Consider the following 23,124-nt stretch of genomic DNA (forward strand, 5'->3'; position numbering starts at 1 on the left):
TGGGGCGGGGATTGCGATGGCCGAAGAGCTCAACGAGCGGGGTCGCCGGATTCTCGAGGCGATTATTGAAGACTACATCGCCTCGGCGGAACCGGTCGGCTCGCGGGCAGTGACCCGGCGCCACCAGATGGCGATCTCGCCGGCCACCGTGCGCAACGTCATGGCCGACCTCGAAGAGATGGGCTACATCGCCTCGCCGCATACCTCCGCCGGTCGAGTTCCGACCGAGAAGGGTTATCGTTTTTACGTCGACTCCCTGCTCCAGTTGCGGCAGCTGACCCGGGATGAGCAGTTGCGCATCGAGGGGCACTATCGCAAGCGCGGGCTGCGGGTCGAGGATTTGCTGCAGGAAGCCGGCAAGGCGCTGTCGATGATGTCGAGTTACACCGGCATTGTCATGGCGCCGCGCTTCACCAGCACCATCTTCCGCCATATCGAGTTCGTTCGCCTCTCCCAGGGGCGGCTGCTGGTGGTCTTTGTCACCCGCTCCGGGCTGGTGCAGAACAAACTGGTGGAGAACAGCGAGAACCTCTCCCAGTCCGAGCTTGACCAGATCGGCAATTACCTCAACCGGACTCTCGGCGGCCTGACGATGCAGCAGGTCAAGGCCAAGATAATCGAAGAGATGGCCCGGGAGAAGGCGCTCTACGACCAGCTGATGCAGCGGGCGCTGCGCCTCTCCGAGGTCGCCCTGCGCGATGAGCCGGGGGGACAGCTCTACATCGAGGGGACTTCGAACATCCTCGATCAGCCCGAGTTCGCCGATGTCGAAAAGATGCGCCGGCTGTTTCGCGCCTTTGAAAAGAAGAGTCAGCTGGTCGAGCTTCTCGACCGGACCCAGCAGGCCGGGGGGGTGCAGATTTTCATCGGCAGTGAAAGCGAATACCGGGAAATCGAGGGGTGCAGTCTGATCACCGCCAGCTACTCCAACAGTCTCGGTACGCTCGGGACCCTGGGGGTGATCGGCCCGAGTCGCATGCCTTATTCGATGGTCATCCCGATTGTTGACTACACCGCGCGGCTGGTCAGCCAGCTGCTTGAAAGCGAGGAGAACGGATAGCGTGGCCAAGAAACAGAAGACGGAAGCCCCGGAAGTGACCCCTGATACGGAACAGACTCCGGCGGAGACGAATGAAGCGGCAGCGCCGGACGCCGAGCTGGAGAACCGGTTGACGGCCAGCCTGGAAGAGGCGGCCAAGAACTGGGACCTCTATCTGCGGACCAGGGCCGACTTGGACAATTATCGCAAGCGGGCCCAGCGCGAGAAAGAAGACCTCGGCCGTTTCGCCAACGAAAACCTGCTGCGGGAGCTGCTGCCGGTGGTCGACAACCTGGAGCGGGCGGTAGCCCACGCCCGGGAGAGTGGCACCGGGGACGGCAGCCTGCTCGAAGGGGTGGAAATGACCCTCGGCCAGCTGCGCAAGGTTTTCGAGCGCTCCGGTGTGACTGCAGTCGAGGCGGTCGGCAAGCCCTTCGACCCCTCCTGCCACGAGGCCATGGGGCAGCTGGAGAGTGACGAGCTCCCCCCGGGGAGTGTCATCCAGGAATTGCAGAAGGGTTACCTGCTCAATCAACGCCTGCTGCGCCCGGCCATGGTCATGGTCAGCAAGGCGCCCGCGGCGGAGAACCCGGGGCAAAACGCGTGAGCGCGCCGGGAACCGGGCGCGTAATCAATAAAAGCCAACTTCTTCAAGGGAGGATATAAACTCATGGGTAAAGTTATCGGAATCGACCTCGGAACCACCAACTCCTGCGTCGCCGTGATGGAAGGTGGCGAGCCGATCGTCATCGCCAACTCGGAAGGTTCGCGCACCACCCCGTCGATGGTCGCCTTCACCGAGGGGGGTGAGCGGCTGGTGGGGCAGCAGGCCAAGCGCCAGGCGGTCACCAACCCGGAAAACACACTCTACGCCATCAAGCGCCTGATCGGCCGCAAGTTCGATACGGAAGCGGTGCAGAAGGATATCAAGATCAGCCCCTTCAAGATCCTTAAGGCCGACAACGGCGACGCCTGGATTGAGGCCCGCGGCAAGAACTACAGCCCGCCGGAGATCTCGGCGATGGTGCTGCAGAAGATGAAGCAGACCGCCGAAGACTACCTCGGTGAAGAGGTGACCGACGCCGTCATCACCGTTCCGGCCTACTTCAACGATTCCCAGCGCCAGGCGACCAAGGACGCCGGCAAGATCGCCGGTCTCAACGTCCTGCGCATCATCAACGAGCCGACCGCCGCTTCTCTCGCCTATGGCCTGGAGAAAAAGAAGGACGAGAAGATCGCGGTCTTCGACCTCGGCGGCGGTACCTTCGACGTTTCGATTCTCGAACTCGGCGACGGCGTCTTCGAGGTCAAATCGACCAACGGCGACACCTTCCTCGGCGGCGAGGACTTCGACCAACGCATCATCGACTATGTCGCCGACGAGTTCAAGAAGGAGCAGGGGATCGACCTGCGCAACGACAAGATGGCCCTGCAGCGCCTCAAGGAAGGGGCGGAGAAGGCCAAGTGCGAGCTCTCCGGCTCGATGGAGACCGACATCAATCTCCCCTTTATCACCGCTGACGCCTCCGGTCCCAAGCATCTCAACATCAAGCTGACCCGCGCCAAGCTGGAGAGCATCTGCAACGACCTGATCAATAAGCTGGTCGAGCCCTGCAAGATCGCTCTCAAGGATGCCGGCCTCTCGGCGACCGAGATCGACGAGGTGATCCTGGTCGGCGGCATGACCCGCATGCCGGCGGTGATGAAGAAGGTTCAGGATATTTTTGGCAAGCAGCCGAACCGCGGCGTCAATCCTGACGAAGTGGTTGCCATCGGCGCCGCCATCCAGGGCGGAGTGCTCAAGGGCGAGGTCAAGGACGTGCTGCTCCTCGACGTCACCCCCCTCTCCCTTGGCATCGAGACCCTCGGTGGTGTCATGACCCGGCTGATCGAAAAGAACACCACCATCCCCTGCAAGAAGAGCCAGGTCTTCTCCACCGCCGCCGACAACCAGCCCGCCGTCTCGGTGCACGTGCTGCAGGGCGAGCGGGAGATGGCTTCCGACAACAAGACCATCGGCCGTTTCGAACTGGTCGGTATTCCGGCGGCGCCCCGCGGCGTGCCGCAGATCGAGGTGACCTTCGACATTGACGCCAACGGCATCCTGCATGTTTCGGCGAAGGATCTCGGCACCGGCAAGGAGCAGTCGATCAAGATCACTGCCTCCTCCGGCCTCTCCGAGGAGGAGATCGAGAAGATGGTCAAGGATGCCGAGGCCCATGCCGGCGAAGACAAGAAGAAGCGCGAACTGATCGAGGCCCGCAACCAGGCCGACGGCCTGGTCTATACCACCGAAAAGTCTCTGGACGAACATGCCGACAAGATCGACGACGAGACCCGCGGCAAGATTCGCAGCGCCCTCGATGAGCTGAAGGCGGCGATGGAGAGCGGCGATGCCGAGGCGATCCGCAGCAAAACCGAGGCGCTGGGCCAGGCTTCCCACAAGCTGGCCGAGGCGATGTATGCCCAGGCCCAGCAGGCCGGCGCCGCCCCGGAGGGAGCGCCGGGGGGCGGTGACGATACGGTGGTGGACGCCGAATTCGAGGAAGTCGACGGCGACAAGAAGAAGTAATCTCCTTCGCCCTGAATAGCGGGGCCAGAAGCCGGGACCCGTCCCGGCTTCTGGCGCTTGGAAACCCCTGCTCCACCCCGGTGGATGCAGAGAGCCGGCGGCGGTGAGGCCGCTGCGAGGACAGATCCATTGGCCAAGCAAGACTACTACGAAGCACTCGAAGTCAATCGCAACGCCAGCGATACCGAGATCAAGAAAGCCTATCGGCGGCTGGCACTGCGCTATCATCCTGACAAGAACCCCGGGGACAAGGCGGCGGAGGAACGGTTCAAGGAGCTGTCCGAGGCCTATGCGGTCCTCTCCGACCCCCAGAAGCGGGCGACCTATGACCAGTTCGGCCACGCCGGCCTGAATGGCGGCGGCGGCTTTGGCGGCAGCCCGTTTGAGGATATCTTCGGCGACATCTTCGGGGATATCTTTGGTGGCGGTGGCTCCCGGCGCGGCCGCGGTCGGCGGGGTGACGATCTGCGTTACAATCTCTCCATCTCCTTCGAGGAGGCGGCCTTTGGCCTGGAGACCAAGATCCAGATTCCCCGCCACCAGAGCTGTAGTGCCTGTGACGGCAGCGGGGCGAAGAAGGGGACCAGTCCCAAGACCTGCCCCACCTGCCAGGGGGCCGGACAGGTTCGCTACCAGCAGGGATTCTTCTCCCTGACCCGCCCCTGCCCCGAGTGCGGTGGCGAAGGGCGGGTCATCCTCAGCCCCTGCCCTGAGTGCCGGGGCGCCGGACGCATCCAGGCGAAACGCCAGCTCTCCCTGAAGATTCCCGCCGGGGTTGAAACCGGCACCCGCCTCAAGCTGAGCGGCGAGGGGGATACCGGGAGCCAGGGCGGTCCGCCCGGCGATCTTTACGTGGTGATTGCGGTCAAGGACCATCCCCTCTTCCAGCGGGAGGGGCAGGAGGTCATCTGCGAGGTGCCGATCTCCTTCGTCCAGGCGACCCTGGGCTGCGAACTCGAGGTCCCCACCCTGGACGGCAAGGTCAAGCTCAAGATCCCCGCCGGCACCCAGACCGGAAAGGTCTTCAAGCTCGCCGGCAAGGGGATCCCGCACCTGCAGGGTTACGGCCGCGGCGATCACCTGGTGGTGGTCCGTCTCGAAACCCCGACCCGGCTTACCGCAAAGCAGCGCGAACTCCTTGAGGAGTTCGCGCGTGAGGGGGGCGAGGAGATCAACCCCACGGGGAAGGGCTTTTTCGACAAGGTCAAGGAACTCTTCGATTGACCGGGGCGGGACGCCCAAAACGGTCCCGGTCAGGGAGGATGGGATGACTCGCTTGCTGAAGCTGGTGCTGTTACTGCTCCTGCTCGCCTTGCCCCTGACGGCGGCGGCCTACCCGGACAGCCCCGCGGAGAGCCGCCCCCCGGGTTTCGGCGAAGGGCAGGGGAGCCTGGAGCAGGGGTTGGCCCTCTTCCGCGCCGGCCAGGTCGACCAGGCCACCATCCTGCTGCGCGGATTTGTCGTCCAGCATCCCGCCGACCCCGAACTTCCCCGCGCCGTCCTCGCCCTGGCGCAGATCTTTCTCCAGCAAAACCATCCCCAGGAAGCATTGCTCTACCTGGAACGGGTACCGGAGGCGGAGCGTACCCCGGAGCTGCGCCTGCTCCTCGGCCAGGCGCTCCTTGCCAACGGCCAGGTCGAAAGGGCCCGGCAGCAGCTGCTGGCCGTCGATCCCCCCGACCTTTCCACGACCAGCCAGGGGGCACGCCTGCAGGCGCTGGCCCGCGCCGATGCCGCCCTGGGCCGCCCCCTGGAAGCCCTCACTTTCCTCTACCAGCTCGTGCGCCTCGTTCCCGAGACGAGCTCTGTCCCCCTGCAGGAAGGACACGCGATCCTGCAGACCCTGGACGAAGCTGCGCTCGGCGAGGCCGCCTTCATGTTCGGGGAGACTCCCCTCGGGCTTGATGCCCTCCTGCAGCAGGCCGAACGGGCCTATCGGCGTGGCGATCAGGCCACCGCCAGCCGCCTGTTGACGAGGCTCCTCGGCAGCCCGGTCGACTTTCCTTATCGCGCCGCGGCGGCGGAGCTCTATGCGCGGGTGGCGGGGCGCCCCTGGCTGCAGCGCACGATCGGCGTACTGCTCCCCCTCTCCGGAAAGTATGCGACCTTTGGCGAGCTGGTGCGCCGCGGCATGGAACTCGCCCTGGACCAAAAGTCCGGTGGCCCGGCCCCGGTGCGACTCCTCTTCCGGGATATCGGCGCCGACCCCGAGCGCAGCGCGGAAGCGGTGAGCAGGCTGGTGCGCGAGGACGGGGTGATGGCGATCGCCGGACCGATCACCGGGTCTGCGGCTGTGGCCGCCGCCGAGCGCGCCCAGCAGGAGCAGGTGCCGTTGCTGACCCTGTCGCAACGCGAGGACCTGCCGCAACTGGGCAACATGATCTTCCGCGACTCGCTGACGCCGCAACTGCAGGCCGAGGCGCTGGCCCGCTATGCGGTGGAGGTGCGGGGCCTGACCCGTTTCGCCATTCTGCTGCCCGACAGCCGTTCCGGGCAAGAGATGGCCGATTTATTTACCGCGGCGCTGCGCCGCTGCGGCGGCCAGGTCCTGGTGCGCGCGGCTTATGCTCCCGATGCCACCGATTTCCGCCGCCAGGTCCGCCTGCTGATGGGGAAGGACCCCGATGCCCGGGATGAGGCACCTTCCGATGACCCCCTGGAAGAGCTTTTCCGGCCGGAACCGCCGCCCCTGCCGTTCCAGGCGCTCTTCATCCCCGATTACGTCGAAAAGGTCGGCCTGCTGGCGCCGCAGCTCCCCTATTATGGTCTCGAGGGGGTGCCTCTGTTCGGTATCAACGGCTGGAATTCGCCGGAGCTGGTCCGGGCTGCCGGCCCCTACGTCGAGGGGGCGGTCTTCGTCGATGGCTTCTTTGTTCACAGCCCCTATCCCTTTGTGCGCGACTTCGTCGCCCGCTACCTCGAACGTTATGGGGAGGAGCCGACCGTCCTTGAAGCCCAGGGGTACGATGTGGCCGGCATTCTCCTCGACATCCTGAGCGATCCGGCGATCGCGACCCGCGCCGAACTGCGCCTCGCCCTGCAACGGCTGCACAATTATCCCGGCGTTACCGGTGCCACCTCCTTCACCCTGGAGGGGGAAGCGGATAAGGTCCTCTTTCTCTTGCAGGTGAAAAATGGCAAGATTGTCCAGATCAATTGAGCGCGGCTGACGGATTCTCCCTAAGTATGGCACCCTGGCGATATCGAACCCTCCTCCGGCCAGTTTTTGCGGCCGTAGCCCTGCTGCTGTTGCTATCCTGCAGCCCCGGCCCCGCGACTCCGGTTCTGGCGCCTCCGGGTGGCGGTTTGGGGGCGTCGGGCATCGCCGGGACGGTGCGCAGTCAGAATGGTCGACCGGCTGCAGGGGCCTGGGTTTATGCCTATCGCAATCCCCGCGGTAACCTGCGCGGGCCTGCCGATTTTGCCGCGGAGACCGATGCCGCCGGCGCCTATTTTCTCGATCTGGTCGAGGGAGACTACTGGTTGGTGGCACGGCTGCGGCAGGGGGGCGGAGAATCGGGGCCGCCGCAGCCGGGGGATGCCTGGGCGCTCTTTCCCGACAACCCGATAGCAGTGGCGCCGTCCCGGGTGGGACGTGCCGATTTCGTTCTCATGGGCGGTAACCGGCCCCAGCTCGGTCGTAACGCCCGTCTCGCCAGTAGCGATACCGGTTTTACCGGTTCCGTCGTGGACGCCAGCGGCCAGCCGGTCGCCGGCGTCATCGCCATGGCGTACCGTGACAGTGACTTCCATCGTATGCCCGACGTCACTTCCCCGGCGACGCAGATCGATGGCCACTTTATTCTCCACGTTCCGGCGGCCGGACGTTATTGTCTGGTGGTTCGCTCCGGGAGCCGCGGTCAGCCGGTGGCCGGTGAACTCTATGGCCTGCTCGGTCGCGGCGAGGACGCCTGCCGGGAGGTCGGTAGCGGGCAGATGCTCGATGTCGGCACCCTCACGGTGACCCCTTACCGGCGTTAACGGCAGACCCGGGAGTGGGGGGCAGCCCTCCCGGCAACGCGCCGCAAATCCCCGTTTCACGGGGGGTTGTCCTTGACGGGAGGGCTCTGTTGTGGTATTCTTCCCGGGTTGCGGAAGGAGTTTGCCTTATGTTCAAGATTGGCGACAGGGCGGTATACCCGACCCAGGGCCTCGGTGTCATTGAGGCAATCGAAGCCCGGGAGTTTTCAGGGCAGCACAACAAATTCTATGTTCTGAAGATTGTCGACAGCGACATGACGATCATGGTCCCGGTGACCAATGCGGCCCAAGTTGGGCTGCGAACGGTCATTGAGAGAGACCAGGTCTCGACGATCTACACCACCCTCGGGGAGAAGCAGGAGAACGGGGGGGCCGTTGCTTCCTGGAGCCGCCGGCAACGGGAATACAACGAGAAGATCAAGTCGGGTGACCTGCTCGAAGTCGCCCAGGTGCTGCGCGAACTCTACCTGATCAAGGAAGGGAAGGATCTTTCCTACGGCGAGAAGAAGGTGCTCGACCTGGCGCGGCGGCTGCTGGTCAAGGAACTGGCCTTTGCCGAAGGAAGCGAAGAGCAGCAGGTTGCCGAGCGGGTCGAGAGCATTTTCGTCAACTAGTATCCCACCGTCCAGACCGGGACCGGGCGCGCAAGCACCGGTCCTCTTTTTTCTCTGCAGCCCAGCTGCGGAGATCTGCTTGCCGGCCGCCGCCAAGGTGGCCCCTGCCCTGCGGGGGTGCCCGCCGGAGGAGCATGAGTGTCATTGTCTTGGTTCCTGCCGCCGGCATGGGCCGGCGCATGGGAGCCGCCGTCAACAAGCAGTACCTGACCCTGGCCGACCGGCCGATCCTCGCTCATACCCTGGCAGTCTTTGATCACCATCCCCTGATCGACCGGATTCTGGTTATCTCGCCGGCCGCGGAAATCGATTTCTGCCGCGCCGAAGTGGTGGAACGCTACGCCTTTGGCAAAGTTGAGGCCATTGTTGCCGGCGGTGCCGAACGCCAGGACTCGGTCGCCAACGGGCTGGCGGCCGCCGCGCCGGCGGATGACGACATCGTCCTGGTCCACGACGGGGTGCGGCCCCTCTTTCCGGCCGGGCTGATCCCCGCGGTCGTGGCGACAGCAAAGCGGGTCGGCGGTTGCGTCGTCGGCCTGCCGGTCAAGGATACGGTCAAGGTGGTGGCTGGCGGGCGGATTGTCTCGACCCCGGAGCGGGGGAGCCTCTGGCTCGCCCAGACCCCCCAGGCGTTTCCGGCGGCGGTGTTGCGGCGCGCCTACGCCGAGGCGGCGCAGGACGGCTTCCGCGGCACCGACGACGCCTCCCTGGTGGAGCGGCTCGGGCTGCCGGTGGCGATGCTCCCCGGCAGTGAACGCAACCTCAAGATTACGACCCCGGAAGACCTGGTGCTGGCCCGGGCCTTCCTGGCAGCGGAGGAGGAGGCAGGATGATGCGCATCGGCCATGGCTATGACGTCCACCGACTGGTTTCGGAGCGCAAACTGGTCCTCGGTGGTGTGGAAATCCCCTATTCCCTCGGTCTGCTGGGTCACTCGGACGCCGATGTCCTGTTGCACGCCCTCTGCGACGCCATCCTCGGCGCCCTGGGGGAAGGGGATATCGGCCGGCATTTCCCTGACTCGGATGCCGCCTTCAAGGGAATTTCGAGCCTCAAGCTCCTCCGCGAGGTGATGGTTCTCACCCGACGCAAGGGGTATGTTATCGGCAACCTCGATGTAACGGTGGTCGCCCAGCGCCCGAAACTCGCCCCCTATATCCCCGCCATGGTCGAGCGGATCGCCACGGCTTGCGAGTGTGATCCGGAACGGGTCAACGTCAAGGCGACGACGACCGAGGAGCTCGGTTTCGAGGGGCGCGGCGAGGGGATTTCCAGCCATGCCGTGGTCCTGCTGGAACCGCGCCCGGTCGGTGAAGAGTTCTAGCCGGCCAAAACCGCAATGCAAACCCACGGCTCCCGGCACAGCGGGGATAACAGCCCAGGAAAGGTGTCCATGACCAGCGAAGTGACTCCCACCAATTTTATCCGCAACCTCATCAGCGATGATCTCCAGCAGGGACGAGTCGACGCCGGAGTGGTGACGCGCTTTCCGCCCGAACCGAACGGCTACCTCCATATCGGCCACGCCAAGTCGATCTGCCTCAATTTCGGGCTGGCCGCCGCCTTTGGCGGGCGCTGCCACCTGCGCATGGACGACACCAACCCGGAGAAGGAGAGCGAGGAGTACGCCGAGGCGATCAAATCGGCGGTGCGCTGGCTCGGCTTCGACTGGGGCGAGCATCTATACTATGCCTCCGCCTATTACGAACGGCTCTATGCCTTCGCCGAGGAGTTGATCGAAAAAGGGCTCGCCTACGTCGACAGCCTCGACGCCGAGTCGGTGCGGCTCTATCGCGGCACCCTCACCGAGCCGGGGCAGGAGAGCCCCTTCCGCAACCGCAGCGTGGCCGAGAATCTCGACCTCTTTCGGCGCATGCGCGCCGGAGAATTTGCCGACGGCGCCCATATCCTGCGGGCACGAATCGACATGGCCGCCCCCAACATCAACCTGCGCGATCCGATCCTTTACCGGATCCAGCGCGTCCCCCACTACCGGACCGGCAACCGCTGGTGCATCTACCCGATGTATGATTTTGCCCACCCCCTCTCCGATGCCCTCGAGGGGGTGACCCATTCGGTCTGCACCCTGGAATTCGAAGACCACCGCCCCCTCTACGACTGGTTTGTCACCCACACTTCCGTCCCCTGCCGGCCGCGGCAGATCGAGTTCGCCCGCCTCAATCTGAGCTATACCGTCATGAGCAAGCGCAAGCTGTTGCAACTGGTGCAGGATCGGCATGTCGGCGGCTGGGACGATCCCCGCCTGCCGACCCTGGCCGGGATGCGGCGGCGCGGCTATCCAGCCGCGGCGATTCGCAGCTTCTGCGAGCGGATCGGGGTCGGCAAGAGTGACAGCTGGATCGACATCTCGGTGCTGGAGGACTGCGTTCGCGAGGAGCTCAACCTCAGCGCGCCGCGGGTGCTCGCGGTACTCAGGCCGCTGCGGGTGGTGATCAGCAACTACCCGGAGGGGAAGAGCGAGGAGTTCGAACTCCCCAACCACCCCGGAGACCCGGCCTTCGGCAGTCGCATGGTCCCCTTCTCCCGGGAACTCTTCATCGAGCGCGACGACTTCATGGAAGTACCGGTAAAGAAGTTTTTCCGCCTCGCGCCCGGCAGTGAGGTGCGCCTGCGCGGCGCCTATTTCATCCGCTGCGAAGAGGTGATCAAGGATGCCGCCGGTGAGATCGTCGAACTGCGCTGCAGTTACGACCCCTCCAGCCGCGGGGGCGCCTCCCCGGACGGGCGCAAGGTGAAGGGGACGATTCACTGGGTCTCCGCTCCCCATGCCCGGCGCGGCGAGATCCGGCTCTACGACCGGCTCTTCACCAGCGCGACCCCCGGCGCCGGCGGACGGGATTTTCTGGAGGACCTCAACCCCGACTCCTGTGAAACCCTCACCGACTGCTGGCTGGAGGGGGGAATGGCAGAGCTGGCGGCGGGTACGACCTTCCAGTTCGAGCGTCTCGGCTACTTCACCGTCGATGCGGAGCGCGGCCAAGACGGGGTCCCGGTTTTCAACCGGACCGCGACGCTGCGCGACTCCTGGGCCCGCCAGGAGTCGACAGGCGCGCCGTCATGACCCGCGGCGGTTGCCGCCGACGGCTGCGACAGGTGTCCTCATGACCTCCCCCCTGCAGGTCCTGATCGTCGATCGCGACGCGGAGCTCTGCCAGGCCCTGAGTGGGCTGCTGGAGGCGTCCGGGCATCGGGTCCGCTGCCTGCGGGGGGCTTTGACCCTGTCCGAGCTGCGGCGCCAGACCCCCGATCTGCTGCTGATCGATGTGCCGGGCGCCGAGGGGGAAGAGGTCGACCTGCTGCGGCGTTTGAGTCTGCAGCGGTCCACCCTGCATCTGCCGATCATCGTCACCGCCAATGATCCCCGCCTCGAGTTCGAACTCCTCGATGTCTTCGACGTCCTCCCCAAGCCCCTCGATGAGGAGCGTCTCCTCGAAGATCTGGCCCAGCTCGCGGCGCGGCGCAGCCCCCCCGGCCCCTACCCGGGCCTGACCGAGGTCGACCTCGCCCTCTTTCGTGACTTCCTCGTCACCCACAGTGGTCTCCATTTCGACCGCCGCAACGCCCTGCTGCTGGAACGTGGCCTGCAACGGCGGATGCGGGCCCTGCGCTCGACCGGCTACCGTGATTACCTCGGCTACCTCGAGGCGAACCAGGAGAGTCGCCAGGAGCTGAAAAAACTCCTCGGCCTGCTGACCATCGGCGAGACCTATTTCTTTCGCTACCTCGCCCACTTCGAGCTGCTGCGCGAGGTAATCATCCCCGAGGTGATCAGCCGCAACCGGCACAACCGATCGCTGCGCATCTGGTCGGCCGGCTGTTCCACCGGCGAAGAGCCCTACTCGCTGGCGATGCTGCTCCATGCCCAGTTTCCCCAGTTGCGCGACTGGCGCCTGGAGATCCTCGGCACCGACATCAACAAGCGTTCCCTCGCCGCGGCCCGGGCCGGGCTCTATGGCGGCCGCGCCCTGCGGGCTACCGAGGCCGCCTATCGCGATGCCTATTTCCGGGCAGAGGGGAGTCATTTCCGCATCGTTCCCGAGATCCGCGCGATGGTTCACTTCGGATATCTCAACCTGCGGACCGGCCTCTACCCGGGGCGGGCTGCCGCCCAGCCCCTCGACCTGATCTTCTGCCGCAACGTCATGATCTATTTCCAGCCGGAGACGACCCAGGAGATCATCAACAGGATGGCCGGGGTGCTGCGGCCCGGGGGCTACCTCCTGCTCGGCCATGCCGAGACCCTGCTCAACCTGCGCCATGACTTCGCCCGGGTTCAGTATGGGGGTGGCTTCGTCTACCGCCTGCCGGAGCCGGGAGCGCCGCCCCCCCCTCCTTCCGGGAACCTTGCCGCGCCGAAGATCGACCCCATTGTCCGCCGGCCGGTGTTGCCGCCGCCGTTACCCGAACCGCCGTCCCAGGCTGCTGGCGGCGGTGATCAGGACCCCCCGGATCTGGCGGAAATCTATGCCCGGGCGGTCGCCGCCTTTGATGAGGAAAATTTTAAAACAGCGTCTCAAAATTATGCTATACTCCTGCGCCACAAACCGGAACATGTCGGTGGCCTGGTCGGTTATGGCTTCCTGCTCGCCAACCGCGGCGACTACCAGGAAGCCCTCGAATATTGCCAGCGCGCCCAGCAGGTCGATGACCTCTACCCGGAGAGTTACTTCCTCATGGGGCTGATCCGGGAGATGGAAGATAACCCGGAGGAGGCGCTGCTCGAATACCGGCGGGCGCTCCTGCTCGACATGAACCTGATCATGCCCCACTACGCCCTGAGCCGCGTCTTCCGGCGCCTCGGCCGGTTGCAGGAGGCGGCCCGTGAGGTGCGCAACACCCTGCGCCTGCTGGAACGGCTCCCGGCCGGGCGCAAGCTGGTTTATGCCGGCAGCTGGACCCCGCAGAAACTGGCCCGGGAGTGTCGCCGGGAGCTCGAACAGTATGCAGGAGCCTAGATTCCAGAAAGACAGGACAGGCAGATGAAACAGTCGACATCCTACGAGATTCAGCGGGTGCTCCAGGAGATGCGCGAGGAATACTGGCGCGGGCTCGATGCGGTCGAGGAGGCGGCGATCGGCGAGACTGCCGATTACCTGGTGTTGCGCCTGGGCGGCGAGCGCTTCGGGTTTGCCACCAGCCTGACCCGGGAAGTCCTGCGCGCTCCGAAGCTGGTCCGCGTCCCCCAGGTGCCGTCCCACATCCGCGGGGTGATAAACCTGCGTGGCCAGATCGTCGCCGTCACCGACCTCGCCCAGGTTCTCGGCCTCGGCGAGACGGTGGTCACCGCTGGCACCCGGCTGGTGGTGGTCGAAGCCGGCGGCCTGACCACCGCCCTGCTGAGCGACGAAGTGCTGGGAATCGAGACCTTTCCTCTTGCCGCCATCGAGCCGCTGACCGAGGGTCTCGCCAGAATTCCGCGGGAAACCGTCCTCGGGCAGGTTCCCCGGGCGGACGGGATGCTGGTATTGCTCGACCTGCCGCGTCTCTTCAGCCATTCGCAATTCGTCATCGAACAGAAAGGGGACTGACGGCGCCTGGCGCCCGCCCCATCCATTCCCGCCAGGCTTGCGGCCGGCACAAGGGGGTCACATGTTCAAATGGATCACGGAAAGAATTTCCCTCAAGATCGTTATCTCGCTGATTGCGGTTCTTGCCGTAATCATGGCGATCTTTACCGCCACCCTGGTGCAGCGCCGGGGCGAAGTGCTCAAGGATCTGATGTTGACCAAGGCGCGGACCCTCGCCCTGTTCGGCGCCCAGGCGATGGAGCAGGTGCTGGAGGAAGCGATCAGCAGCGGCCAGTTGACCCGCGCGCAGGTATTCGACAGCGATTATCAGCCGATCACCAGCGGTCCTCTGGCCGGCGCGTCGATTCCCAAATATCACACCGCCTATGATGAATATCTCGACCAGAACATTCTGGAGTTGGAGGATACCCTGGTCCAGGAAGACAGCATGGTGGTCTTCGCCGTGCTGGTCGACAAGAACGGCTACCTGCCGACCCACAACACCAGATATTCCAACCCCCTGACCGGTGATGCCGAAAAGGACAAGGTCGGCAACCGCACCAAGCGCCTCTTCAACGACCCGGTCGGTCTGGCGGCGGGGCGCTATGACGGCAGGGACGGCCAGCAGATCCTGCGCCAGGTCTACCGCCGCGATACCGGTGAAACGATGTGGGATATCACCGCGCCGGTCTTCGTCGGTGGCGAGCACTGGGGTGGCTTCCGCATCGGATTTTCGATCCAGCAGACCGAGGAGGCGATCACCGAGCTGCGCAACACCGTCGCCCTCTCCATGCTGCTGGTGCTGCTGGTAGCCTCCCTGACCATCTATATCGTGGTCTCGCGCATGACCCGGCCGCTCAAGGTTCTGACCGAGGTGGCGGACCGCATCGCCGACGGCAAGCTCGACGAAACGATCAGTCTCGATTCGAGCGATGAAATCGGCAAGCTCGCCGCCGCCTTCAACAAGATGACCCAGGTGATCGTCAAGAACCTGAAGAGCGAGATCGACAAGAGCGCGAGGATGATCGTCTCCGTCAAGGAGGCGATCCAGCAACTCTCCTCCAGCGCCAACGAGATCATGGCGATTTCGGCGCAGCAGGCCTCGGGGGCCACCCAGCAGGCGAGCGCCGTGCAGCAGGCGACCACCACCTCGGAAGAGATCGCGGTGACCGCCAAACAGGTGGCGGAGAATTCGCTGCGGGTGGAGAGCCTCGCCGAGCAGGCGAGCCAGGCGAGCAGCCACGGGGTGCAGGCGGTCGACAGCGCCGTCGGCGGCATGAGCGGCCTCAAGCAGCAGGTGCAGTCGATTGCCGAGGCGATGCTCGATCTCGGCGAGAACTCGCAGAAGATCGGCGGCATCGTCGACATCATCGATGAAATCTCCGACCAGACCAACCTCCTCGCCCTCAACGCGGCGATCGAAGCGGCCGGGGCCGGCGAGGCGGGGAAGCGCTTCTCCATCGTCGCCAATGAAGTCAAGCGCCTCGCCGAGCGTACCGTCGATGCCACCGGTCAGATCAAGACCCTGATCGAAGAAATCCAGAAGGCGACCAACTCGACGATCATGCTCACCGAGGAGGGGACCAAGGGGGTTGATAGCGCCAGCCACCTGGTTGCCCGCATCTCCGAGGAACTCGCCAACATCATCGCCATGGTCCAGGAGACGACCAGCGCCGCCCGCGAGATCAAGCTCTCGACCCAGCAGCAGACCACGGCCAGCGAGCAGATGGCGGAAACCATCGCCGAAGTGCGCGACGTCGCCGCCCAGGTCGCGGCGAGCGCCCAGGAGACGACCCAGTCGATCACCGAACTGACCGCCCTGGCCGAACGGCTCAAGAGCCTGGTCGAGGAAGAAGCCTGATCCGTGACGATCAAGAAGTACCTCGACATCTTCGCCCGTGAGGCCGAGGAGCACCTCCAGGCGCTGCGCCAGGGGAGCCTCGCCCTGGAGCAGGACGGCTTTACGCCCGAGCGGGTCCACGAGCTGCTGCGCAGCGCCCATACCCTGAAGGGGTCGGCGCGGATGCTCGATTTGCAGACCCTCGGCAAGGTGGCCCACGCCCTCGAAGAACTGCTCAAGGAGGTCGAGCAGGGGGAGCGGGAGGTCACCTCGGGACTGATCGACCTGCTGCTGGTGGCGGCCGACGCCCTTGAAGCGCTGGTCGCCCAGGCCCACGCCGGCGGGGAGATCGAGGTCAATGTCGACCTGGTGCTCGAAGGACTGGCGACCGGGGTGCTGCCCGAGGTGCCGGCGCCCCGGGAGGAGCCGACGCCCAGCCCCCGCCGCGAGACGGTCGAAAAGGATACCGTCCGCGCCAGCGTCGCCCGCCTCGACCAGATGGTCAATCTCCTCGGCGAGCTGCTCATCTCGCGCCGTGTGCTCGAAGAACACAACCGCCAGCTAGCCGGCGGGCTGCTGCGCCTCGAGACCTTTCTGCGCCGTCTGCGCAAGGCCGAAAATTACACCCTGCTGCGCAGCATCCTCGATGACCTCGGCCAGGTCTCCATGGCCCTTGAGGCCGATACCCTGGGCCTCTCCTGCCTTGCCGAGGAGCTGCACGGCGAAGCGATGGAGCTGCGCATGCTCCCCCTCGGGACGATCACCGAGGATTTGTCGCGCATGGTGCGCACCCTCGCCCGGGAGCAGGGGAAAGAGGCGCAGCTGGTGGTCAGCGGCGAGGAGGTGGAACTCGACCGGATGATGCTCGAAGCGTCCCGGCCGATGCTGCTGCACATGCTGCGCAACGCGGTCGATCATGGCATCGAAGAGATGTCCGAGCGGGTTGCAGCAGGCAAGCCTGAAGCCGGGCGCATTCAGCTCGCTGCCAGTACCGAGGGGGGATTCGTTCACCTGCGGCTGAGCGACGACGGCTGCGGCATCGATCCGCAGCGGGTACGCCAGGTGGCCATCAACCGCGGTCTGCTGAGCCCGGAGGAGGCGGCCGGACTGAGCGACGAGGAGGCGGTCTATCTGATCCTCCGCCCCGGATTCTCGACGCGGGAGATCGTCACCGACCTTTCCGGTCGCGGTGTCGGCATGGATGTGGTCAAGTCGCAGATCGATCGGGTCAAGGGGAACCTGGTGATCCACTCCCACCCCGGCAAGGGGACCGAGATGTTCCTCAAGCTCCCCCTGACGATGGCGGTGGTGACCGGCCTGGTGGTCGAGTGCGAAGGGGAGATCTACGCAGTGCCGCTGCACTACGTCAGCGAGATTGTGCGCCTTGCGGAGCGGGATATCCTCACCGAGGGGGGGCAGGAGGTGATCCGGGTGCGCGGCGCCACCCTGCCGCTGCTGCCTCTCCCCGACCTGCTCGGGGCCGCGCGCCGCAGCCAGATCGACATCCCGGGGCGGGCGACGGCCCTGGTTCTCAACTTTCGCGAACAGCAGCTTGCCTGCCTGGTGACGCGCACCGTCAACGTTCAGGAGCTGGTGGTGAAGGGGATGGGCGCCCAGCTCAAGAGCGTCCGCTTCTGCACCGGGGCGACCATTCTCGGCAACGGCCTGCCGGCCCTGATCCTTTCCGTCCCCGACCTTTTCAGCGCCGGCCTCGCCGGCACCAGCAGCCAGCTGCGGCAGGACTTCGCTGCCCAGCGTGCCGCCCGTACCAAGGGGCGGGTGCTGGTGGTCGACGATTCGATTACCACCCGCACCATGGAGAAGAACATTCTCGAGACCCACGGTTACCAGGTGACGGTGGCGGTCTGCGGCGAGGAGGCTCTGGCGCGCCTCGCCGAGCAGCCCTTCGATCTGATGGTCAGCGATGTCGAGATGCCGGGGATGACCGGTTTCGAGCTGACCGCCAAGGTAAGGCAGATCGAGGCGCTCCGGGAGCTGCCGGTAATTATTGTCACCTCCCTGGCGAGCGATGCCGACCGCCGCAAGGGGATCGAGGTCGGGGCCCAGGCCTATATCGTCAAGGGAGCCTTCGACCAGGGGACCCTGCTCGAAACCGTCGAAAGCCTGATTGGGTGAGGGGACGATGATCCGCATCCTGATTGCCGACGATTCCCGGCTGACGCGCATGGTCCTCCGGGACCTGATCGCCCGCGATTCCGAGATTACCGTGCTCGGCGAGGCCTGCGACGGGCGCGAGGCGGTCGATTTGACCTGCGAGCTGAAGCCCGACCTCGTCCTGCTCGATGTCATGATGCCGGTGATGGACGGCCTGGCCGCAGTGGCCGAGATCATGGCGCGCTGTCCGACGCCGATCCTGGTCCTCTCCAGCAACGTCGACCCCACCGACAGCCGCAGCGCCTTCAACGCCATCCGCCTCGGCGCCCTCGATGTGATGGAGAAGCCGGCGGGGCTGGCGACCGGAGGGGGAGCCGAGATCGCCGCGCGGCTGCTCGAAAAGATCAAGTCCCTCGCCAAGATCCGGGTGATTCACCACTTCCGCCGCCCCCGTGCCGCCGCCTCTCCGGCAGTGCGACCACCTGTCGGCGAGGGCCGGAGTCTGCTGGCGATCGGCGCCTCGACCGGTGGACCCAAGGCGGTGATGAGCCTGGTCAAGGCCCTGCCCGCCGACTGTCCGGCCCCGGTGCTGATCGTCCAGCATATCGCCCGCGGCTTTGCCGCTGGATTTGCCGAATGGCTCGACCGGGAGAGCACCATCAGCGTGCGTCTTGCCAGTGATGGTGAGCCCCTCACGCCCGGCGTCGCGCTGGTGGCGCCCAACGAGTTCCAGATGGAGATTCAGGATGGCAAGGTGCGGTTGCGCGACACCCCGTCGGTCAACTGCTGCCGTCCCTCCGTCGATGTCCTCTTCCGCTCGCTGGCACGGGAGGATTTGGCCACACGCCTGGTCGCGGTCCTGCTCACCGGCATGGGGCAGGACGGCGCCGAGGGGATGGCCGAACTGAAGAACGCCGGCGCCTACAATATCGCCCAGGATGAAGGGAGCTGTGCCGTCTTCGGCATGCCCCGGGTCGCCATCCAGCTCGGCGCCGTCCACCAGGTCCTCCCTCTCGGCGAGATTCCCGCCGCCCTCAACCGTCTCCTCAAAAACGGCAAAAACCTTTAAAATCCCCGCTGAATATGGTATCTAACCCTTTCCGGCGCCGATGCCGGAAAGGGTTGCGCTGCCTGCAAGGAGAAGAATTTTCATGAGCCTGCGTGTCTACAATACTCTTACCGGCGGCAAGGAGCCGTTTCAGCCGCTCGAGCCGGGGAAGGTCGGGATGTATGTCTGCGGCGTCACCGTCTACGACTACTGCCATATCGGCCACGCCCGTGCCAATATCGTCTTCGACGTCATCTTCCGCTACCTGCAGCACGCCGGCTATGCGGTCACCTACGTCCGCAACTATACCGATGTCGATGACAAGATCATCAAGCGCGCCAACGAGCGGGGGATTTCGAGCAAGGAGCTCGCCGAGGAGTTCATCCGTGCCTTCGACGAGGACATGGCGGCGCTCAACCTCGCCCTGCCAACCCACCAGCCGAAAGCGACCGATTATATCGCCGAGATCATCGCCCTGGTTCAGACCCTGATCGCCAAGGGGATCGCCTACCAAGCGGGCGGCGACGTCTACTACAGCGTCGACAAGTTCCCCGCCTACCTCAAGCTTTCCAAGCGCACCATGGACGAGATGCAGGCCGGCGCCCGCATCGCCCCCGGCGAGCAGAAGCGCAACCCGATGGACTTCGCGCTCTGGAAGGCCGCCAAGCCCGGTGAGCCGAGTTGGCCCTCCCCCTGGGGGGAAGGACGGCCCGGCTGGCACATCGAGTGCTCGGCGATGAGTTCTTCCCTGCTCGGCGCCACCTTCGATATCCATGGCGGCGGGCGCGACCTGATCTTTCCCCACCATGAGAACGAGATCGCCCAGAGCGAGGGGGCGAGCGGCCAGCCCTTCGTCAAATACTGGCTGCACAACGGCTTCGTCAACGTCAATCAGGAGAAGATGAGCAAGTCCCTCGGCAACTTCTTCACCATCCGCGACATCCTGCAGCAGTACGATCCGGAGGTGGTGCGCTTCTTCATCCTCACCGCCCACTACCGTTCCCCCATCGACTTCTCCGACCAGAACCTCGAGGAGGCCCGGGCCGGCCTGACCCGCTTCTACGAAGCCCTGCAGAGTGCCGAGAAGACTCTCGCCCTCCATCCGGTCCCCGATTCGGCCAACTGCCCGGCGATCAGCGACAGTGAACGGGAGGTCTTCGACCTCTTCGAAGCCCTCGACGAGCGCTTCACCGAGGCGATGGATGACGATTTCAACACCGCCCAGGCGATCGGTCACCTCTTCGAGGGAATCCGCGGTCTCAACCGGCTGGTGGCCCAGGGGGACTTCGCGAACTGCCCACTCTCCCTCAAGGTGCTGCGGGAAGGGGTCGACCGCATCAAGGCCCTCGGCGCCGTTCTCGGCATCCTCAACTCCGAGCCGAATGCCTGGCTCGAGGGACGCAAGAGCGCCGAGCTGGCCGGCAGCGGTCTGGTCGCCGCAGAGATCGAGGCCCTGATCGAGGAGCGTCGGCAGGCGCGCCTGGCGCGCAATTTCGCCCGCGCCGACCAGATCCGCGACGAGCTGGCGGCGAAGGGGATCGAACTCCTCGATTCCAAGGAGGGGACGAGCTGGAAGGTGAAGTAGCTCCAGGTGCGGGTATGCAAGGTCGCGGCAACCGGGGGAGGCGGGCGACTTCCCCGGTTGATGAGTTGAGAGCTGTTATTTGTCGTGACAGGCGATGCAGAGCGCCGAGCGGGAGTTGCTGATCCAGAGCAGTCGCGGGGAGCGCCCCATCGGGTTGTGGCAGGTGGAGCACTGGACCTTCGGCTCCGCCCCGGCAGCGTTGAAGAAGAGCCTCGGCCCCTGGGGGTCGGGGCGCAGGGAGCTGGAAATCTCGGGGGTATAGGGGACGTTGACCGGATGGTTGCCGCCCCCACCGCCGACCTTGTAGAGCAAAAACCGATTGCCGCCACCGCCCGCCATGGCCTCGTTGTCATGGCAGTTGATGCAGACCCGCGCATCCCCTTGGGTATAGATGTCGAGAGGAACGATCGGCCGAGTCCGGGCATGGCAGTTGACGCAGACTTCCCAGCAGGGCTCGCTCATCTCGGCCACCGCGAATTTTTTTAGACAGGCTGCGGCTTCCAGGTGGGGGATGGCCCTTGCCGGCCCGGTGGCGATCTGCCAGAACAGCAACGCGGTGCCGATGATAAGGCCAGCCACTAATTTTCCGTTCACGAACGCGCCTCCTTCCTCGGGGGAACCCCGCGCCAAACAGCTTTGAACTCAACCCCAAAAATTTCTGATTTCATTTTAAGAGATAATTAACCTTTAGCGCCGTTCCCGGGGTTGTCAAGGACCGGTCACCTATTGTGGGCTGTGGTAAACTTTCCAGCACTCCCTTTGGGTGGGTTTTCGGTGCCGCCGACGGCAGACGATCTGAGCATGGCCCGCTTTGAACTGACAACCACCTACCAGCCCCGTGGCGACCAGCCGCAGGCGATCGCCGAACTGGTCGCCGGCATCAGCCGCGGCGACCAGCACCAGGTGCTGCTCGGCGTCACCGGCTCGGGCAAGACCTTCACCATCGCCAACGTCGTCGCCGCGGTACAGCGCCCGACCCTGGTCCTCGCGCCGAACAAGACCCTCGCCGCCCAGCTCTATGGCGAGTTCAAGGAACTCTTTCCGCACAACGCCATCGAGTACTTCGTCTCCTACTACGACTACTACCAGCCCGAAGCCTACGTCCCGTCGACCGACACCTTCATCGAAAAGGATTCCTCGATCAACGAGGAGATCGACAAGCTGCGCCACAGCGCCACCCGCTCGCTGCTGTCGCGGCGCGACGTGCTGATCGTCGCCTCGGTCTCCTGCATCTACGGTCTCGGTTCGCCGGAGGCCTACTTCGGCATGCTGGTCAAGCTCGAGGAGGGGGAGGAGACGGATCGCAACCAGCTGCTCAAGCGGCTGGTCGAGATTCAGTATCAGCGCAACGACATCGACTTCCACCGCGGCACCTTCCGCGTGCGCGGCGACACCGTCGAGATCTTTCCGGCCTACGAGGAGGACCGGGCGATCCGGGTCGAGTTCTTCGGCGACGAGATCGAGGCGGTAAGCGAAATCGATCCGCTGCGCGGCCGGGTAATCGACCGCATCGGCCGCACCACGATCTTTCCCGCCAGCCATTACGTGGCGACCCGGCCGACGTTGGAGCGGGCGGTCAAGGCGATCCAGGACGAGCTGCAGCTGCGCATCCAGGAGTTCCGCGCCAACAACATGCTCCTCGAGGCGCAGCGCATCGAGCAGCGGACCCTCTTCGATATCGAGATGATGGAGGAGATGGGGTACTGCCAGGGGATCGAGAACTACTCGCGCTTCCTCGACGGCCGCCAACCGGGCGAACCGCCGGCGACCCTTTTTGACTACTTCCCCGAGGATGCGCTGCTGATCATCGACGAGAGCCACGTCAGCGTCTCCCAGGTCGGCGCCATGTACCGCGGCGACCGCTCGCGCAAGGAGACCTTGGTCAACTTCGGCTTCCGCCTCCCCTCGGCCCTCGACAACCGGCCGCTGACCTTTGCCGAGTTCGAGGCGAAGCGGCTGCAGACCGTCTACGTTTCGGCGACTCCGGCCGACTACGAGCTGAAGGCGGCCTCCGGGGTGGTGGTCGAGCAGATCATCCGCCCCACCGGCCTGGTCGACCCGCCGATCGAGGTACGCCCGGCCCGGGAACAGGTCGACGACCTGATCCACGAAATCCGCGCCACCGTCGCCGAGGGCTACCGGGTGCTCGTCACCACCCTCACCAAGCGGATGGCCGAGGACCTTACCGGCTACCTCGACGAGCTGCAGATCCGGGTGCGCTATCTCCACTCGGATATCGACACCATCGAGCGCATGGAGATTCTGCGCGATCTGCGCCAGGGGGGCTTCGACGTGCTGGTCGGGATCAACCTGCTGCGCGAGGGGCTCGACCTGCCGGAGGTGGCGCTGGTGGCGATCCTCGACGCCGACAAGGAGGGATTCCTGCGCAGCGAGCGCTCCCTGATCCAGACCTGCGGCCGGGCGGCACGCAACGTCGACGGCCGGGTGATCATGTACGGCGACCGGGTGACGCGCTCGATGCAGGCCTGCCTCGACGAGACCGAACGCCGGCGCGCCGTCCAGCTTGCCTACAACGCCGAGCACGGCATCACCCCGGAGTCGGTCAAGAAGAGCCTGCGCACCATCCTTGAGGATATTGCCGAGCGCGGCGATTACGGCGAGCTGCCGCAGGTGGCCGAGGAACTGGAGGAATTTCGCAGCCGGGACGAGCTGCAGTCAGAGATTGAGCGACTGCGCCAGGAGATGCTGGCGGCCGCCGCCGCCCTCGAGTTCGAAACGGCGGCCCAGCTGCGTGACCGGCTGCTGGCTTTGGAGAAGCGGGAGTTGGGGCTGTAATTCCTG

General features: G+C 65.1%; 18 protein-coding genes. 17 read left to right on the top strand and 1 reads right to left on the bottom strand.

Translation table 11 applies throughout. The features are described from left to right. Positions 1-16 precede the first annotated feature (16 nt). The 16 genes from hrcA to cysS all read left to right on the top strand — a co-directional run bounded on the left by hrcA (position 17) and on the right by cysS (position 20,322). Positions 17-1,060, top strand: coding sequence for a heat-inducible transcriptional repressor HrcA (gene hrcA, locus DBW_RS01910; protein WP_066723433.1), 1,044 nt, complete (start codon positions 17-19; stop codon positions 1,058-1,060). A 1-nt stretch (position 1,061) separates the two neighbouring features. Further along, positions 1,062-1,646: a nucleotide exchange factor GrpE gene (gene grpE, locus DBW_RS01915; protein WP_231875374.1), complete on the top strand. Its 585-nt coding sequence runs from the start codon at positions 1,062-1,064 to the stop codon at positions 1,644-1,646. Positions 1,647-1,709: 63 nt separating this feature from the next. Continuing rightward, a complete protein-coding gene (gene dnaK / locus DBW_RS01920; protein WP_066723439.1) occupies positions 1,710-3,611 on the top strand; it encodes a molecular chaperone DnaK in 1,902 nt (633 codons plus the stop codon). Positions 3,612-3,740: 129 nt separating this feature from the next. Next, on the top strand, positions 3,741-4,835 hold the full coding sequence (gene dnaJ / locus DBW_RS01925; protein ID WP_197463706.1) for a molecular chaperone DnaJ: 1,095 nt from the start codon (positions 3,741-3,743) through the stop codon (positions 4,833-4,835). Positions 4,836-4,878: 43 nt separating this feature from the next. Continuing rightward, complete coding sequence (locus tag DBW_RS01930) at positions 4,879-6,771, top strand: penicillin-binding protein activator (protein ID WP_066723446.1); 1,893 nt, start codon at positions 4,879-4,881, stop codon at positions 6,769-6,771. A 146-nt stretch (positions 6,772-6,917) separates the two neighbouring features. Further along, positions 6,918-7,592, top strand: coding sequence for a carboxypeptidase-like regulatory domain-containing protein (locus tag DBW_RS01935; protein ID WP_066723450.1), 675 nt, complete (start codon positions 6,918-6,920; stop codon positions 7,590-7,592). Positions 7,593-7,720: 128 nt separating this feature from the next. Beyond that, positions 7,721-8,206, top strand: coding sequence for a CarD family transcriptional regulator (locus DBW_RS01940; RefSeq protein ID WP_066723452.1), 486 nt, complete (start codon positions 7,721-7,723; stop codon positions 8,204-8,206). A gap of 134 nt (positions 8,207-8,340) precedes the next feature. Further along, a complete protein-coding gene (ispD, locus tag DBW_RS01945) occupies positions 8,341-9,039 on the top strand; it encodes a 2-C-methyl-D-erythritol 4-phosphate cytidylyltransferase (RefSeq protein WP_066723459.1) in 699 nt (232 codons plus the stop codon). Continuing rightward, entirely contained in the window at positions 9,039-9,530 is a 492-nt protein-coding gene (ispF, locus tag DBW_RS01950) for a 2-C-methyl-D-erythritol 2,4-cyclodiphosphate synthase (RefSeq protein ID WP_066729627.1), read from the top strand. The genes ispD and ispF overlap by 1 nt, the downstream gene beginning before the upstream one ends. Before the next feature lie 69 nt (positions 9,531-9,599). Next, positions 9,600-11,288, top strand: a complete 1,689-nt coding sequence (locus tag DBW_RS01955) for a glutamine--tRNA ligase/YqeY domain fusion protein (protein ID WP_066723461.1) — start codon at positions 9,600-9,602, stop codon at positions 11,286-11,288. A 40-nt stretch (positions 11,289-11,328) separates the two neighbouring features. Next, complete coding sequence (locus tag DBW_RS01960; protein ID WP_066723463.1) at positions 11,329-13,182, top strand: CheR family methyltransferase; 1,854 nt, start codon at positions 11,329-11,331, stop codon at positions 13,180-13,182. A gap of 24 nt (positions 13,183-13,206) precedes the next feature. After that, positions 13,207-13,755: a chemotaxis protein CheW gene (locus DBW_RS01965; protein ID WP_066723465.1), complete on the top strand. Its 549-nt coding sequence runs from the start codon at positions 13,207-13,209 to the stop codon at positions 13,753-13,755. A 61-nt stretch (positions 13,756-13,816) separates the two neighbouring features. After that, positions 13,817-15,595, top strand: coding sequence for a methyl-accepting chemotaxis protein (locus tag DBW_RS01970; RefSeq protein WP_231875375.1), 1,779 nt, complete (start codon positions 13,817-13,819; stop codon positions 15,593-15,595). Positions 15,596-15,598: 3 nt separating this feature from the next. Then, positions 15,599-17,710 (top strand): hybrid sensor histidine kinase/response regulator, encoded by a 2,112-nt coding sequence (locus tag DBW_RS01975; protein ID WP_066723468.1) that lies wholly within the window; start codon positions 15,599-15,601, stop codon positions 17,708-17,710. 7 nt (positions 17,711-17,717) lie between these two features. Next, positions 17,718-18,758 carry a chemotaxis-specific protein-glutamate methyltransferase CheB gene (cheB, locus tag DBW_RS01980; RefSeq protein ID WP_066723471.1) on the top strand — a complete coding sequence of 347 codons (1,041 nt, stop codon included), beginning with the start codon at positions 17,718-17,720 and terminating at the stop codon, positions 18,756-18,758. Between the two features lie 82 nt (positions 18,759-18,840). Then, the gene (gene cysS, locus DBW_RS01985; protein WP_066723474.1) at positions 18,841-20,322 is read left to right on the top strand and encodes a cysteine--tRNA ligase; all 1,482 of its coding nucleotides are present in this window, start codon (positions 18,841-18,843) and stop codon (positions 20,320-20,322) included. Between the two features lie 75 nt (positions 20,323-20,397). Here cysS and DBW_RS01990 read toward each other — a convergent pair whose 3' ends face one another. Next, positions 20,398-20,916 (bottom strand): cytochrome c3 family protein, encoded by a 519-nt coding sequence (locus tag DBW_RS01990; protein WP_066723477.1) that lies wholly within the window; start codon positions 20,914-20,916, stop codon positions 20,398-20,400. Between the two features lie 207 nt (positions 20,917-21,123). Between DBW_RS01990 and uvrB the strand changes: the two genes are divergently transcribed. Beyond that, entirely contained in the window at positions 21,124-23,118 is a 1,995-nt protein-coding gene (uvrB, locus tag DBW_RS01995; protein WP_066723481.1) for an excinuclease ABC subunit UvrB, read from the top strand. Positions 23,119-23,124 lie beyond the last annotated feature (6 nt).

The sequence above is a fragment of the Desulfuromonas sp. DDH964 genome, from assembly GCF_001611275.1.
Taxonomy (GTDB): domain Bacteria; phylum Desulfobacterota; class Desulfuromonadia; order Desulfuromonadales; family DDH964; genus DDH964.